The sequence below is a fragment of the Paenibacillus catalpae genome (genome assembly GCF_900112695.1).
GTDB classification, from domain to species: Bacteria; Bacillota; Bacilli; order Paenibacillales; family Paenibacillaceae; genus Pristimantibacillus; species Pristimantibacillus catalpae.
This window is the reverse complement of record NZ_FOMT01000001.1, coordinates 220,536-237,061: the sequence shown is the minus strand read 5'-3', so window position 1 is coordinate 237,061 and position 16,526 is coordinate 220,536. Positions and strand designations below refer to the sequence as shown.

The 16,526-nt window shown below is 48.3% G+C and carries 10 protein-coding genes; 2 read left to right on the top strand and 8 right to left on the bottom strand.

Going from position 1 to position 16,526, the window contains the following annotated elements; genetic code table 11:
- Positions 1 to 84 precede the first annotated feature (84 nt).
- From BM200_RS00810 to BM200_RS00785, 6 genes are all read right to left on the bottom strand, one after another.
- Positions 85 to 849 (bottom strand): response regulator transcription factor, encoded by a 765-nt coding sequence (locus tag BM200_RS00810; protein ID WP_091180224.1) that lies wholly within the window; start codon positions 847 to 849, stop codon positions 85 to 87.
- Positions 850 to 894: 45 nt separating this feature from the next.
- The gene (locus tag BM200_RS00805; RefSeq protein WP_091180221.1) at positions 895 to 1,953 is read right to left on the bottom strand and encodes a LacI family DNA-binding transcriptional regulator; all 1,059 of its coding nucleotides are present in this window, start codon (positions 1,951 to 1,953) and stop codon (positions 895 to 897) included.
- A 21-nt stretch (positions 1,954 to 1,974) separates the two neighbouring features.
- Complete coding sequence (locus tag BM200_RS00800) at positions 1,975 to 3,843, bottom strand: sensor histidine kinase (protein ID WP_245772843.1); 1,869 nt, start codon at positions 3,841 to 3,843, stop codon at positions 1,975 to 1,977.
- A gap of 301 nt (positions 3,844 to 4,144) precedes the next feature.
- Complete coding sequence (locus tag BM200_RS00795; protein WP_091180218.1) at positions 4,145 to 4,975, bottom strand: carbohydrate ABC transporter permease; 831 nt, start codon at positions 4,973 to 4,975, stop codon at positions 4,145 to 4,147.
- Position 4,976: 1 nt separating this feature from the next.
- Positions 4,977 to 5,861 (bottom strand): carbohydrate ABC transporter permease, encoded by an 885-nt coding sequence (locus BM200_RS00790; RefSeq protein WP_091180215.1) that lies wholly within the window; start codon positions 5,859 to 5,861, stop codon positions 4,977 to 4,979.
- An 89-nt stretch (positions 5,862 to 5,950) separates the two neighbouring features.
- Complete coding sequence (locus tag BM200_RS00785) at positions 5,951 to 7,270, bottom strand: ABC transporter substrate-binding protein (protein WP_091180213.1); 1,320 nt, start codon at positions 7,268 to 7,270, stop codon at positions 5,951 to 5,953.
- Positions 7,271 to 7,578: 308 nt separating this feature from the next.
- On the opposite strand from BM200_RS00785, the gene BM200_RS00780 reads away from it, so the two are divergent.
- The gene (locus BM200_RS00780; RefSeq protein WP_091180210.1) at positions 7,579 to 8,550 is read left to right on the top strand and encodes a glycoside hydrolase family 113; all 972 of its coding nucleotides are present in this window, start codon (positions 7,579 to 7,581) and stop codon (positions 8,548 to 8,550) included.
- Positions 8,551 to 8,598: 48 nt separating this feature from the next.
- Here the strand turns inward: BM200_RS00780 and BM200_RS00775 are convergent, their stop codons facing one another.
- Positions 8,599 to 9,876 (bottom strand): ABC transporter substrate-binding protein, encoded by a 1,278-nt coding sequence (locus BM200_RS00775; protein ID WP_091180208.1) that lies wholly within the window; start codon positions 9,874 to 9,876, stop codon positions 8,599 to 8,601.
- Between the two features lie 271 nt (positions 9,877 to 10,147).
- Here BM200_RS00775 and BM200_RS00770 point away from each other — a divergent pair, with 271 nt between their 5' ends.
- Positions 10,148 to 15,268, top strand: coding sequence for a DUF7507 domain-containing protein (locus BM200_RS00770; RefSeq protein WP_139230741.1), 5,121 nt, complete (start codon positions 10,148 to 10,150; stop codon positions 15,266 to 15,268).
- Between the two features lie 68 nt (positions 15,269 to 15,336).
- On the opposite strand, the gene BM200_RS00765 is transcribed toward BM200_RS00770, so the two are convergent.
- Positions 15,337 to 16,374: a glycoside hydrolase family 88/105 protein gene (locus tag BM200_RS00765; RefSeq protein WP_091180202.1), complete on the bottom strand. Its 1,038-nt coding sequence runs from the start codon at positions 16,372 to 16,374 to the stop codon at positions 15,337 to 15,339.
- Positions 16,375 to 16,526 lie beyond the last annotated feature (152 nt).

Sequence of the window (16,526 nt, the reverse complement as noted above, 5' to 3'; positions counted from 1 at the left end):
GCAACTTCAACAGATAATCGGTAAGCTCTGCTCAATCCCCTTTACATTGAATTTGCGCGACGAATACGAAAAGGCCCGGAGTCATTAATCCGCTCCAGGCCACTTTTTCCCTTTATAATCTTTGGGCGTCAGTCCTACGATTTTCTTGAACAACTTGTTGAAATAAACGGGATCACTGTAACCGACAAGCTGCGCCACTTCATAATTACGCAATAGCGGTTCGCCAATAAGCAACTCTTTCGCCTTGACGATCCGCAGCTGGATCAAATAATCGGTGATTGTCATGTTAGTCTGCTGCTTGAATAAGCGGCTTAAGTAGTTGCCGTTCATACCAACCGAGTCTGCCAGCTTATCCAGCTCAAAGGGCTGTTCGTAATTATTTTTCAATGTCTCTTTCACCGTCTCGACGGCATGATGCTCCCGGTCCTGCAGCGGCTGATCCATCTCCTGCGGCTTCTCTTGGTTCAACGTTTGCCGGGTTTGCTCGATATCCTTCAGCGATGCCTCCAGCTGGGTTTTCACCACCGGTTTGAGCAAATAATCCTTTACGCCGTTACGAAGCGCTGCCCTGGCATACTCAAACTCTTCAAAACCGCTAATGACAATAATATCAACGCCGGACCGGGTATCCCGGATTTTCTCGATTAATCCGATACCGTCCATTTGCGGCATCTTTATATCCGTAATGACAACATCGAGCCCTTGCTTGCACATGGCTTCAAACTGCTCCCACGCCGCCGCTCCGTTAGGAAATGTCCCGAGCACTTCAATATCAGGATTCAGCTTGGACATGATCTTGGCTAAGCCCATACGAATAACTTCCTCGTCATCAACGATGATTACTTTCATGACCTTGCACACCTTCTTCAGAATAAATCGTCAGCTACATGCCCCTTACGCTTTGACCGGTGCTGTAGACTGGCGGAAAACAATTTCGCCCCGTACTAAAATTTTTTCCATGGGCTCATTCGAACGATCAATACGTTCCAGCAGCTTATCAACCGCTCTTGCACCAAGCGCCTCCTTAGGTACATTTACCGTCGAAAGCGGCGGATAATGCCGCACGGAATCCTCGATATTATCAAAGCCGGATAAGGAAATGTCGCTCGGGACATCCATTCCGAGCTCCCGCATCGCCCGATATGCATCAATCGCGATGGAATCATTCGCGCCAATAATAGCTGTCGGAAGGGTACGCTGTTTTTTGCAGCGCTGCAGCCATGCTTTGATTGGCTCATCAAAATGCTCCATGCTCTCGAGATCCGTGAAATGATCGAGCCCGCTCCATAAACCAAACTCTTCCATTGCAATCCGAAAGCCGTTCCAACGGTCGAAAAAGCTTTGGGAATAACGGATATTGCCGATAAAGCCGATGCTTCGATGCCCGATGCCGATCAGATGTTTAGTCAATCGGTACATGCCGTCATAATTGTTGACAAATACCGTATCCGTCGGAATTAAAGGATCCTCATGATCAACAAGTACCATCGGAACACCTAACCGGTGAATTTCCAACAGCATCCCGGAGGCAACCTCGCCTACTCCGATCATGCCCAGTATCGCTTCCGGTTTAAGCAGATGCATAAAGCTGTCTACCTTTTGTTCCATAACGATGATCATCCCGATCCCTTTGTCCTCCAGCCGGCTCGTTATTCCGTCCAGAATACGCCCCCAATACACCGAATCCCTTGTTTGGAACCGGATATTCGGCATGAGAACAAGAATAGACTGCCTTCTATCGGACTCCTGCTGTGCCTTTTCCTCCCGGCTCGTCCTGCCCGGCTTCAAATATCCGCTGCTCTGGGCAAAATAACCAAGCTGGGAGGCGACTTGGATCACCCGTTCCTTGGTAGATTCACTAACGCCTTTCTTGCCGGAAAGGGCTTTAGAGACCACATATTTGGATACTCCCAGCTGGTCCGCGATTTGCTGCATGGTTATTTTATTGGTCACTTTGTCTTCCCCTTCATGAACTCACTTATCATTTTCCGACCAGGGTAACGGCAGTTTCAGCACAACCTCCGTACCGCCAAACGGTCCTTCCAAAACCTGCAAGCCATAATTATGGCCATAATGCAGCTTGATGCGCTCACATACATTGCGAAGGCCGATGCCGCTGCGGCCTGAGCTGCTGACATCCCCTCCGTTAAAAGAGTGATTCAAGCGTTCGCGTACTTCGGGCGGCATGCCCGTGCCGTCATCTATGATATGAATCAGATGGAATTGATCGGTTTTATCCATTTGCACGACGATATTCATTACCGGCTTGCTGTCGTCAAAGCCATGCTGGATGGCATTTTCTATAATGGGCTGCAGCAGCAGCTTAAGCGTTGGTACGGAATAAAATGGCTCCTCTACATGCAGCTCCAGCTTGAACCGGTTAGGATAGCGGTAATTCAGAATCTCCACATAATGCCTGACATGCTCCAATTCTGCCTTCACCGTCGTCTTTTCCCGCACGTCTCCGATGCTGTATCGTAGCAGCTGTCCAAAGGCGGACAGCATGTCCGCGACCGAGTCATCATCGTTCAGCTCGGCAAACATACGAATTGTCTCGAGCGTATTGTACATGAAATGAGGATTAATCTGATTTTGCAGCGCATGAATTTCCGCCTCGTTCTTCTTCGCTTCAATATCGTAAATATCCTTGATCAGCTGGTCGATCCGCATGATCATCCGGTTAAACTGAAGGCCAAGCTGACCGATCTCATCCCTGTTCCTGACGGGAAACTTGACGCTTAAATTCCCTTCCTGAACGGATCTCATCAGACGCATCATTTTCCTCAAAGGCTTCGTTAATGCACTAGAGAACAGGATAGAAATGAAAAGCGCAACTCCAATTGTCACAAAAGTCGCAGCCCATGTCGTGTTTCGGATCCGGACGGAATCCTTGTTCATCTCTCTCTCCGGAATAAATACGAACAGCTTCCAATGGGTTTGAGCGGATGTTGTATACACGACAAGCTGGCGTTCACCTTGAACGGAAGCATAAAAGTGACCGTTCTGCCCGGCGGTTTGCATCACCTGGTCAGCAATAGAGTGCGTGCTGTGCGCCTTGTCGCTGTCATAAATCATCCCTCCCTTATCGTCCACAATAAGCGCGTTGCCATGTGTCAGCTTATTCAGCTCAATAATCTGATCTTCAATAACGCGGAAATCCGTATCGACGGCAATAAGCCCGATTGGCTTCAAGGATGCATCATCCAGTATTTTGCGAACGACGGTAAGGGCATTCTTCTTGCTGTTCAAGTTGCTTATATAAGCTTCATTGCCAAGCAGCAGCGCTTCCCCGCTGGAAGATTCGGATGCTTTCTTCCAACGCAGATAACTTTCCTCCAGATCCAGACGTACGGCGCCTGTCTCGGTTGAATAATAGCCGTTGCCAAACGCATCAAAGATGTAGACTACGTTAGCTCCCCGCTTGATATTATTAATAAACTTGACAGATGACTGAATGCCCCGCTGTATGAAGAGCAGCTGGTTAAAGTCGTCAGGCACGGCTTTGCCGTCAGACTTCCCCGCCATCTCTTGACGCTGCTCGTAATAGTTGTTGGAACGGATCAAATTCTGCCTGATATCCGCCTGATAGGCAGGAATGGACGAAATCCGCATCATATCTTCAATGTAGTCATCCATTCGCTCCATCATGGCGATCATCAGGTTGTTGGAATACGATACCGTTGTCTTCTCAATTGAACTTGTGTAGTTGGTATAGGAGATGTAGCCGATGAATGTCAAAGGCAAAGTGATGGCTACCAGAAACACGGCCAGCAGCTTACGCTCCATCGGCATGTCAGTCAGCTTGGACCATACCGATCTGGCCCGTTGTTTCGTGTTCATCATGCTGGTCCTTCCGCCCTGTAATCATATACCGAACATTATACGACATTCTGTTAGCGTTCGCATATGTCTGTTATTAGCTGTTAGCTAAATGAGCCTACTCTACTAACAAAGAGACTTCCCGCTCATCCAACGCACAGCGGGTTGTCTCTTTAGTTGCTATTGCACGCTTGCAGCGCCCTTGCGCCCCAATCACCATTGTATAAAACGCTTTCATTTTTGCTAAAAAAATAACACCAGCCAACAACAAGATAGAGGGAACTGACTGGTTCCCGTTCCCTCTATTCCATTTCTCAATGGCCAACTACTTCACAGCACCGCTCGTAACACCCGCGAATATATACTTCTGAAGCAGCAGATACATGATTGCCGTTGGTATCATAATAATGAGAATAGCCGCAGATACCATCTGCCAATCCCCGCTGTTCACACCGAAAAACCGCATAAGCGAGGTTGATACCACTACGTTGTCCGAGCCGGGCAAATAAAGAAACGGCGTATACATATCGTTATAAATAGCAATGGTCTTCAAGATTACAATGGTAGCCGTTGCAGGTCCAAGAAGAGGGAATATAATCGAGTAAAAGATTTTAAACAAGGAAGCTCCCTCCATCATGGCCGCCTCATCCAGGTCATAAGGAATGTTCCGGATGAACTGCAGGTAAATATAGATTTGCAGAATATCCGCACCGACATATAGCAGTACCGGCCCCATCAGATGGTTTGTCAAATCAAGCCCTTGAATCGTCTTGTAGTTAATGACTTGGGTTGTAATTTGCGGAATGATCGTTGCAAACAGAAACAGCCCGACAAGCGGTCCCTGCAATTTGAATTGAAAGCGGGACACCGCATAACAAAACGCCGAACCCAGCAGTACATTCAAGGTAAGCGTCGTGCCAAGAATAATAAGCGTATTGCCGAAAGCCCTGCCCATATCGGCCTGCACAAACGCTTCGCCAAAGTTGCTGAAATTCAGAAAGCTCGAAGGCATGGCCATTGCCGGTTTGTCCAGATATTCATCCGGCGTTTTGAACGCATTCGCTACAATGATATAAGGCGGGAACAACACAATAAATGCTGCAACCAGCAAAGATACATATTTGGTTATGGCCCACACCGGATTCTCCTTTGTCATTCTAGTCCCTCCCCTTATTCAAGAAGTATCTCTGAAGCGATAGTACGAGGACGACTCCCGCCAGCAACACCACACTCATCGCCGAAGCCAGACCATAGTTGTTAAATTGGAACGCCGTATCGAGTATTTTCATCACAAAGGTTTGACTTGCTCCCGCCGGACCGCCATTGGTCAGAACAAATGGAAGATCAAATACTTCCAAAGCGCCTGTTACGGTCAGGAACAGGTTCAGCTCAATGATTTTATATATATTAGGTACCGTAATGAACCGGAATTTTTGCCAATTATTCGCCCCGTCAATAGAGGCCGCTTCATACAAATCCGACGGGATCGATTGCAGCGCAGCCAAATAGATCACCATATTAAAGCCCATAAACCGCCAGAAGCCTATCGATGCCAGCGTATAGTTTACGAAGCTTCCCGTTCCCAGCCAGCTCGTTTCAGAGCCAAGTCCAAGCTTTCCGAGCATGTAATTAAGTGAGCCCTCTGTCGTATCAAACACATAACCGAACAGATAAGCTACCGCTACTCCGTTCAGAATATATGGCAGAAACAGCAGCAGACGGAAGAAGTACCGGCCTTTTAACCTGCTGTTTAATACAATTGCGAAATAGATCGCGGCGATATTTTGCACGATCCCAACCACAAAGTAAGCGATGTTATGCTTAAATACACCAAAGATCTCCGGATTAGAAAATACTTCTTTATAGTTCTGCAGCCCAATCCATTCTTTGTCCGGACTCATGCCATCCCAATTCGTAAAGCTGAGCCTGATGAGCTCTAGCGCCGGATAATAGGAAAACGTCAACAACAGCAGGAGAGGCAGCGCGACAAACAATCCAATAATCAATTTCTTTTGTGTTCCAAAAGGAAGCCTGCTAAGCATGGTGTCCCTTCCTCTCTCTCATCTTGTTAGCCATCGCCGCAGGAACGGATGTCTTCATTCGACATCCGCTCCCGCAGCAAATTGTTTTTTTATTTAACGATCGTTTTTTTGGCTTTAGCCCAAATCTTGTTGTATTTATCCAAAACCGATTGCGGATCTTTCGACAGGACGAATTCCTGAACCACAGCCCCTTGATCAATTTGTGCAGCATTCTGAATCGAAGTCGCCGTATCATTCGGAGGTCCCTGTTCGATGTATTGCGGGTTGAAACTATTGAATTCGGCAAGCTGCGGTAGTTTCGGTTCTTTGGATTTCAGCGTTGGGATGAACCCTGCAAAATCTTCATATCCCGATTCTTCAATCATCCATTTCACAAATGCTTTAGCTGCCGCTGCATTGCCGTCTTTATTAACGGCATAGAACCAGTCCGGATTCAGCGGTGCCTTAGCCGTGCCGGAGTTGTCGACGGGGAATGGGAAGAAGCCGATATCTTCGGTTGAAGCTCCGTTCTCGATGACCTGATTGATTACCCAGTTACCAAGCAGATACATGCCAAACTTGCCTTGGGCCACATCCTTTTTGGACTTCTCCCAGTTCGTGGACTTGATATCTTTCTCGAGCAGTCCTTTCTCGTACATGGTGCGAAGGATCGACCACGATTGGCCGTATACGCCGTCTAATGTATAAGGCGCATCACTGTCGGCACGTTTGTTTTGATGATCGGATACTCCGCCGGCCATTGTTGGTACGTCGTAAATCCATGCGTCAAGCGGCCATTTGTCTTTAAAATTCGAAGCCAGCGGAACGATGCCGGCATCCTTCAGCTTTTGTGCATCTGCGTAAAACTCATCAAGTGTTCTTGGCACTTCCGTAATTCCCGCTTTTTCAAAAGCTTTTTTGTTGTACACAATGCCAACTGTGCTGTTGCCGGATGAAATACCGTACATGCTGCCTTCGAATGCTTTTAGATCCTTGAAGCGAATATCATCAGAGAACGGGATGTCATCCAGCGGGGCAAAATATTTCGGGAAATCGGAATTTGGAATACCAGGTCCGATCAGAATGACATCCGGGAACTTGCCGGAAGCGATCCGGATCTTCGAATTTTTCTCGTAATCGAGAATTCCCTCAAACTCAACGGTTACACCGGGATACTTCTCTTCAAACCTTGTTTTGTAATCGTTAAACTCTTTGCCGATCATATCCGTGCGTTGAGTCAGAAAGACGATCTTCCCTTTAATCTCTTCCGCCCCGTTGCCTGAAGCGGTTGGCGCTGCGGTTGCTTCCGCTCCTGTATTGGTAGGCTCGGCATTGCCGTTCTTCGCGTTATTGGCGTTATTCCCGCCACAGGCCGATAAAACTGTTAGCATAATTGCAGACGTTAATAATAACAAATACTTCTTATTCATTCTTACTTCCCCCTCTTTTCATTTATGGTACCGCTTGCATTTCGAGTATATAATCTTATCCCCGAGAAGAAAATGGTCTGTGTTATCTTTTATAGTCTTCAAAACACTTCTGGATAAACAATTTTGAAACCGCTTCAAAATCGTTATTTTATGGTATTTTATATGCCTACATTAGAATTAAGGGCACTCTCGGCTACCATGCTTAACTTTTTTGTTCAAGCTATTGCCAAACGAACCGCTATGCTGTTTACTGGTGATAACAATGTTATTTTTGTTATGCTAACAAATCTATTAACGGAGAGGTGTACATGAACAATCAGTTTATCGGAGGAATGACTTGGGGCTGGACAGGTGTCAGAGGTACTTGGGAAGGAGATGAAGCGATCCGGTCGATGCATGAAATGGCAAAGCGGCTGCACGTGAATTGGACGGCTATTACCTTTGCCGCGATGCAGGCTCATCCTCAAGCTACAATTATATCTTATCAAGATGCGCCTACGGTTACGGACAGCGAAGTCCGGCATGCCATCCTGGAAGCGAAGCAGCTTGGATTAAATGTCGTGTTGAAGCCGGTCGTCAACTGCGCCGATGGCACTTGGCGGGCACATATCAACTTCTTCGACCATGATGTTCCTTGTGAGCCAAAGTGGTCGGAGTGGTTCTCATCCTACACCGAGTTCATCCTTCACTATGCGGTTATTGCTGAAGAAACAGGCTGTGAAATGCTGTGCATTGGCTGTGAGATGGTTCAGACAGACCGGAGAGAATCGGAATGGCGGGCATTAATTGCGAAGGTAAGAGCTGTTTATACAGGAATCATTACTTATAATTGCGATAAATATCAGGAAGACCACGTAACCTGGTGGGATGCGGTTGATGTCATCTCCTCCAGCGGGTATTACCCCATCAACGATTGGGAGCGTCAGCTCGACCGGATTGAAGCCGTCGTCAAGCGCCACCAGAAGCCTTTCTTCTTCATGGAAGCCGGCTGCCCAAGCCGGCAGGGCTCTGAATATTTGCCTAATGACTGGGGATTGGCGGGCGATCCGGATGAATCGGTTCAACAACGTTATCTGGAGACCATGTTCCGATGCTGCGACTCCAGAGATTGGGTCGGCGGCTTTATGCTATGGGACTGGCCCGCTCTGCTATATCGCGAGGATCAGGCTTCTTCCAACGACGATTACTGCATGTTCGGCAAATCAGGAGAGGAAGTTGTCGGAGCTTACTATACGCACAAGATTAAGAATCCATCCCAATCATCCGTATTGCAGGATTAAACCGAGCAATAACAAAGGAGGCTCCGTCTCATGGCGGAGCCTCCTTTGTTATTGTTCCAGTTGACGCGCTTCTTGCCACCTGGCGTTATATTGCTCGAATGTTTTTTGCAGATCTGAAGATGCAATCCATTCCTGGATGTAATCACCCGACCATAATGAGATATTCGCTTTTTCAGCTATTTGGAGAAACTTGTCGCTTGGGGGGACGCTTTCCACGAAAGAAGGAGAGAACGACATGAACTGTTCAAGCTGCGGCGACATAGCCGTGTCCGAATTAATCTTGACCGGTAAATATCCCTGCTCTTCCACGTATCCGGATTGGGTTACGAAATACTTCACCCAAGACTCCGCAAGCTGCTTGTTACTGCTGAATTTACTTACGCCTACGAACCAGTCCGGCAGCATGGGGGCATACCGTTTCTCCGAATCATCGTAAGGAAACGGGAAAAATCCAATCTCATCCGGATCAGCACCCGCTTCTATAATTTGATTAATGACCCAATTGCCGTTCAGGAACATCGCCGCGTCGCCGCTGGCTAATTTCTTCTTCGAGCTTTCCCATTGATTAGTCATAAGCCCCTGCTCCGTGTAGCCTTTATGAATCAAGGTTTGGACAATCTTTATCGAATGTCCCCATTGATTATCCAGATCCCAAGGTTTATCCGTCTCAGCCATCTTATTCAAGTAATCCGGATCCCCTGTCATAAAGCTGACCAGCTCTTCTCCCCAGGTTTTCATCGGCCATTGTGCGCCATAATTGAGAAAAACCGGTGTTATCCCTGCCTCCTTCAGCTTTTCGCATACCTCGTAGAAGGAACTGAGGGTTGTCGGAGCCTCACTGATCCCGGCTTTTTCAAAAGCTTTCTTGTTATATACAATACCAATCGTTGAAGCACCGGAAGCTATGCCGTACCTTACGCCATTTACCGATTTATAATCAGCGAAGCGGACCGAGTCGAACAATTTATCGGGTATCGGTTCAAAATATTGAGGCAGATCCTGCGCCAGCATATTTGCAGGCAGAAGAAGCACGTCCCCCATATTAAGGGTAGAAAGACGAGTCATAATGTCAGCCGTATAATTGCCCAAGCCCTGAAACTCAATCTTGGTACCCGGATGCTCCAGCTCGAACGGCTTGGCATAACGCTCCATGGTGCCATTCTCGATCAAATCAATTCGATTAGTCAGAACCGTTAACGTTTGGACGCCGGCAGCCTCCGTTTCGGCTCTATTCCCATTTCCGTCCGTTTCCCCCCTGCCCGAGCAGCCTGCCAGCACCCAGGATACGGCAATTATGATCAGCATCATCCAGGCTGTTTTCCGCAATGCTCGTCCCCCCTTCAACTACTATATTAGACGAAACTCGACAGGAAGCGCTTTCTATTCATTATACGATAAGCTTATTCTCAATACTACTAATGGATCCCGCCTTAACTATCGAAAAAGCCGTACAAGTTACGCCAAATAAATTTTATAACTTAAGCAATATGCATAAATGAGCCTCATACATCTATTCAAGAGTTGTTTCTAAGACACTTGGCTTTACCCGTCGTAAAGGAAAGCACGCTGGAGAAACGCAAAGGAGGAGATAATTTTGTTGAAAGGTCATACAAAGCAACAAATGCCATTTCGGAATAAATGGCAGAATCCAATGACTTTCACCAAAAATGCCGGTCAGGTCAGGAATGCTTTTCGTTATGTTTCAAATGGGCCGGGATGCAGGGTCGGTTTTTCTCCCGAAGAGGTGCTACTGGTTTTCACAGGGAAACAGGAAGGATTAGCCCTCTCCCTGCGCTTCCTGGCCGCCAACGGTCCATTACTACCGGAAGGAAGACAACCTCAATCGGAAAAGGTTCATTATCTGACCGGCAAGGATCCCGCAAATTGGCACACCAACCTTCCTACCTACCGTGAGATTGCATATCGTGAGCCTTGGCCGGGAATTGACGTTTTCTTTTATGCCGCTGACGGAGATTTCAAATACGACGTCATTGCGCAGCCCGGTGCAAGGCTTAGAGATATTCGTTTTGCTTACTACGGTTCAGACAGCTTGGCTGTAAGCAGTGAAGGCGATCTTCAAATCTGCACCCCCTACGGCATATTGACGGAAAAGAAACCCGTAAGCTATCAGATCATTGACGGTCTTAGGGTTACAGTTGAAAGCCGGTTTATTTTACCCGAGGGACAGAAAGCATGTATTTATGGATTTGAAGTCGAAGAATATAACCCGAACTATGAATTAATTATTGATCCTGCGCTTACTTATTCCACTTTCCTTGGAGGAAGCGATACGGATACCGGTTTCAGCATAGCGGCAGATCCATTTGGCAATGCCTATGTGACCGGGCAAACCTTATCTTTTGATTTCCCCATCACCCCGGGAGCCTTCCAACCCTCTATCGACGGATCGTCCAGCGTATTTGTCTCGAAATTAAATTCCGACGGCAGCTCTTTAGAATATTCAACTTACCTTGGCGGCAGCAGTGCCGATCAAGGGAACAGCATCGCGGTTGATGAGTTTGGCCATGCCTATTTAACCGGGCAGACCTTATCCCCTGATTTTCCGACCACACCCAATACTTTTCAGCCTTTTTTGGTTGGCAATCAAAATGCTTTTGTAACCAAGTTAAGCCCTGATGGAAGCTCGCTTATCTATTCCACGTTTCTTGGCGGACAGGGAGTGGACACGGGCTTTAGCATCGCAGTCGATGGTGTAGGTAGCGCCTATGTGACGGGGTCGACAAACTCCTTTGATTTTCCGATCACTTCCAGTGCGCTGCAGCCAGTACTTAACGGCAATCTTGAGGATGCTTTTGTTGCGAAAATATCTCCGGACGGCACGTTGCTTGAATATTCTACATTCCTTGGCGGCTTTGGTATTGATGAAGCGTTCGGCATCGCGGTAGACGGTTCCGGCGACGCCTATGTAACCGGTATGACGACCTCCTTCGACTTCCCAACCACGCCAGGAGCGTTCCAAATCTCGCCTAACGGTGTCATATCCGCTTTCGTTTCTAAAATTAACGGTAATGGTACTGCTCTGCTCTATTCGACTTACCTTACAGGTGGAGGCGATGATGAAGCTAAGGGGATAGCGGTCGATGAGTTCGGTCAGGCGTATGTAACGGGAAGCACCACTTCGTTTGATTTTCCAATAACGCCAGGAGCCTACCAGCCTTTTTATCATGGCGGGGCCTCTGACGCTTTTGTAACCAAGCTTAGTCCCGATGGCAATTACTTGGTGTACTCCACCTTTCTTGGCGGGGAAGGAGCCGATTCCGGTAACGGTATAGCCGTGCGGTCAGGCTTCGCTTATGTGACAGGGAATACAGGTTCGTTTAATTTCCCTATCACGCCTGACGCCATTCAGCCGTTTCCGGAAGGCGGAGACGGTTTCCTTACCCAATTTAACATTGATGGTGCGTCGCTTGTCTTCTCGACTTTCATTGGCGGCAGTTCAAGCGATGCCGATAATGCTGTCGCTGTTGACAATCAAGGCAGTGTCTACTTGACCGGCCAGACCTTCTCTCCCAACTTCCCGGTTACACCCGGCGTAGTTCAACCTTTCCTGCGCGGCAGCAGCGACGCATTCGTCATGAAATTCAGCCTTGGTTTTGATATTCTGGTTAACAAATTTACGGATCGGTTCGAAGTAAGCCCGGGTGAGCAAGTAACCTACTTTATTGAAATCCATAACCCTAATGCAGCCCCGCTCACAAATGTGGTTATTGAGGATCATATACTGGGCTTTTTTCATGTCATTCCTGAGCTTCCGCCATTTTCGATTCAAATCTTTGATTTCATATTCCATGTACCGCAGGATTTCCCGTTAGGGCTGTTCAGAAATACGGTAACCGTTAGGGCTGACCAGATCGGCGAGCCTATTGTTGCGGAGACGGAAATTCTCGTGACGGGAACTCCTGTATTGGTCGCTTTCAAGAACGTAAATCCGGCAGCTGCAACTCCCGGAGAGGTGGTTTTCTTTACCATTGTTCTTGAGAATCATGGCAATGCCGATCTGATCAATGTTCATATTACCGATCCGCTTATCGGGCTGGACGAATTTGTCGGTGATATCCACGTTGGAATGAGCATTGTTATCGACTGGCCATTTGTTATCCCTCCGGATGCGCAAGCAGGACCAACCATAGCCAATCTGGCAAAAATTACGGCAGATAATCTGCCAAATCCGGAGGAAATCGGAACTGTAGTCGAGGTTCTGCCGGTGCCTCGGCTTGAGATTATCAAGACAGCGGACCGTAACGTGGTTCTCCCGGGAGAATCGGTGAATTTCTTCATTACGGTCATCAACACCGGGAATACGGACATGACAAATGTTTCTGTAACCGATGATCTTACCGGATTCGAAACGGTTGTTCCGGTACTCTTCCCCGGACAAAGCGAAACGTTCGTTTTGTCCTTATTCATTCCGCTGGAAACGCAGCCGCAGAACTACACGAATACTGCCGTAGCCGTCAGCAATCAGACGGAGCCCGTTTTTGCCAATGAAGAAATAACGGTTCCTGCTGATCCGCGTCTTGGAATCATTAAATCTCCTGACTCGCTCTCTAGCGTGATAGGCCAAACGATCCAATACACCGTTACTCTGGCGAATATCGGCAATGTTCCTCTAACCGGAATCCGAATCCTCGATCCGTTGCTGGGGATTGACCAGCCTGGTCCGGATCTTGCGGTAGGCGAAGTTCGTGAAATCCTGTTTACCTTCACTATTCCGCGGGAGACACCGATCGGATCCAATATTATTAATATTCTCAGCGTAATATCGAACGAAACCGGCGGCCAGGAGGTCGAATCGAATGTCACGGTAGATGGTGTTGGATTGACACTCCTTAAGGAATCCGACCTTGCCGCCGCTGTACCGGGAACGACCGTTACCTATACCTTGACCATAACAAACTTGCTCGATGTCCCCCAAACAAATGTCGTTCTGATCGACGCGCTGCTGGGATTCAGTGAAACGATTCCCAGTCTTCCCGCAAATGGAACAATTACCCGGACGGTAGTGTTTACCATTCCCTTAGATGCGGAAGCCGGCAGCGTTATTCGGAACACGTTCACAGCCGAATCCGATCAAATCCCTATACTTGATACGATTGCCGAGGTTGTCGTGCTGGAGACGCCCGGCCCGGCTCTTGTAATTCAGAAGATAACGGACCGCAATACGGCTTCTCCTGGGGAAACGGTCATTTATACGCTGACTATTACGAACCTGCTTGATATTCCTCAAACGAACGTCATCTTGTCCGATGCGCTGCTGGGACTAAGCGAAACGATTGCCAGTCTGCCAGCCAACGGGTCCGTAACCCGGACACTTATGTTCACCGTACCGGCAGATGCGCTGATTGGCAGCATCATTCGAAACACATTTACAGCTGTCTCGGATCAGACGCCGCAGCTCGAAACGGTTGCCGAAGTTGCTGTGCAAGGACTTCCTGCCCCTTCGCTCGTCATTCATAAGCTGCCGGATCGAAATTCGGCTTCCCCTGGGGAGATAGTGACCTATGCACTGACTGTAACGAATTTGCTGGATATCCCACAGACAAACGTTGTACTAAGCGATCCGCTGCTGGGACTTAGCGAGACGATCGCCAGTCTGCCTGCGAACGGAACGGTAACCCGGACACTGTCTTTCACCATCCCGGATGATACCGTAATTGGAAGTATCATTCGAAATACGTTTACCGTGTCATCCGATCAGACGCCGCTGATCGAAACCATTGCCGAAGTTGTTGTGCAGATTGCACCTGCTGAAGTGACCACTTTAACTGTCCGCAAACTTTCGGACCGGACTGTCGCTGAGCCGGGCGAAACGATCCAGTATACGGTTGAAGTAACAAATACCGGTTCCGCACCAGCAACCAGCGTAGCCATACAAGATTCCCTCACCGGTGAACAGTTCAATATTCCGGTAATCGCCCCAGGAGAGACGGAAAGGATAAGTTTCGCCTTTGTGGTGCCTGCAAGCACAACGCAAGGAACGGTAATCGCTAACCGGGTGACGGTCACCTGGCCGGAACAGCCGGCCGGTACATCTTCCTTGCAAGATGAAGCAAGAATTACCGTTACGATTCCTGCCGAGCTGCCGGAAGTGAACATCGAAGCGCTGCCGGAATCGCCAAAGCCGGGGGAGACCGTACTCAAGACGATCATCGTAACCAACGTTACGGGCAGAACGCTCACCAATGTTCGAATTTCTGATCCGCTGCTTGGCTTCCGCACGCGTATCCCTGTACTCGTTCCCGGAGAAAGCCGAACATTTACCCTTCAACTGCCGATACCGGCAGGAACATCAGGCGGAACGGTATTCCGGAATACGGTAACCGTCTTCTCCGACGAGACGCCGCTGCAGCAAGGGGAGGTAACCGTTCAAGCACAAGCATTGCCGGATGCCTCGCTTACCGAAACGGTTGACCGTCCAATCGGACGCCCCGGCGAGACGGTATTCTTTACCCTTCGGGCCAGCAACACGGGGAATGTACCGCTATTAAATGTCCGATTAAGCGCTCCGCTTCTAGACGTGCAGCTGCGGCTGACGGAGTTCGACCCCGGAGCAAGCGAGACGTTAAGGGTCCCTTTTGTACTACCGGATGTTGAAGAAGAAACGATCATCGTAAGTCCTGTGACGCTGGTATCCGATAACGGGCCGTTACGCGAAGCAAGTGCGTCGGTAACCGTGATTCCCGAAGAAGAAGAATAAAGAAATAACAGCCGGTCCTTTTCGCCAAAGGACCGGCCGTTACTATGCCTATTCTCGGTACTGTTCAACTAAATTGCACTTACAACTTCCTTGTTCTGAAGCAGCGCGACCAGATAAGCCAACGTCAGTCCCTGACCCCATCCTTGCACCCGCTTCTTGGAGATCACCTTGTAATCATCTGCCGAATACATCACCGCTGTACCCGCCGAAACATTGCGGACCGAGCCGTCTTCATCAATATTCGCGAGGATGCCTTCATACGCTTTAGCCATATAATTCTGATGCAGCGGATGCGCATAGATCGTCATTGCCGCGGCAATCCCCGCGGAGGCAGAGGTTTCTTCATAGGAGCTCTCGTCATTTAATACCGTACGCCACAATCCCTTTGGAGACTGCAGTCTGACCAGAGAACTTAATTGATCGCCAACCGCTCCGCCAAGCTGCATCCACATCGGCATGAACGGATTCAGCATTTTATGAGCTTGAGCCATCGTATACGCAGCCCATGCATTTGCTCTGCCCCAATAAATGCCGGACAGATGATCTCCCCTTACGTTATCCCAAGCGTGATAGAACAGATTGGTCTTCGTATCCTGCAAATATTCTTCATGCCAGTAAAATTGATTAAGAGCATCGTCAATGTATTCCTTCTTGTCTAGCTTGAAGCCTAACCGAAGCAGGAAATAGGCCGCCATAAACAACGTATCCGCCCACGCCTGCTCCGGAAAGTCATTTTTAGACGATACCGTATGCTGGAATACCCCTTGACCGAAACGGATGGCATCCTTGCGCAAATATTCGGCTTTCATCAGAGCAAGATCAAGGTATTTTTGATCGCCCGTTGCTTCATGCAGCGTCAGCATCGTGTGCCCCATCGCACAGGAATTCACCATTAATGCCGGCAGACCAAGCTCCAAATATTCATCCACCCATTTGACCAGAAAATCAATATAGTCCTGATTTCTCGTTACTTCCCAGGCTTTGCTGATTCCATAGAAAGCAACTCCGCAAGACCAGTTCCAGGTAAAATCCATATTCATCGTTCTGCGGACAACGCGGTCGATTAGTTCCTTTACTTCTTCTTCGTTGATATCGAATTTTTTCATCGCCATCATTCCTCCGTTTGTAAGCCTTCAGGGCATATCCTAAAATGATTCCAACCCCAGATTAGCATGAATTTTAGAAGGATTTCTCCGCATTTATACACAATTACTCCTTAAACACCGCAAATATTGATATAATGGGCATACCGATGATC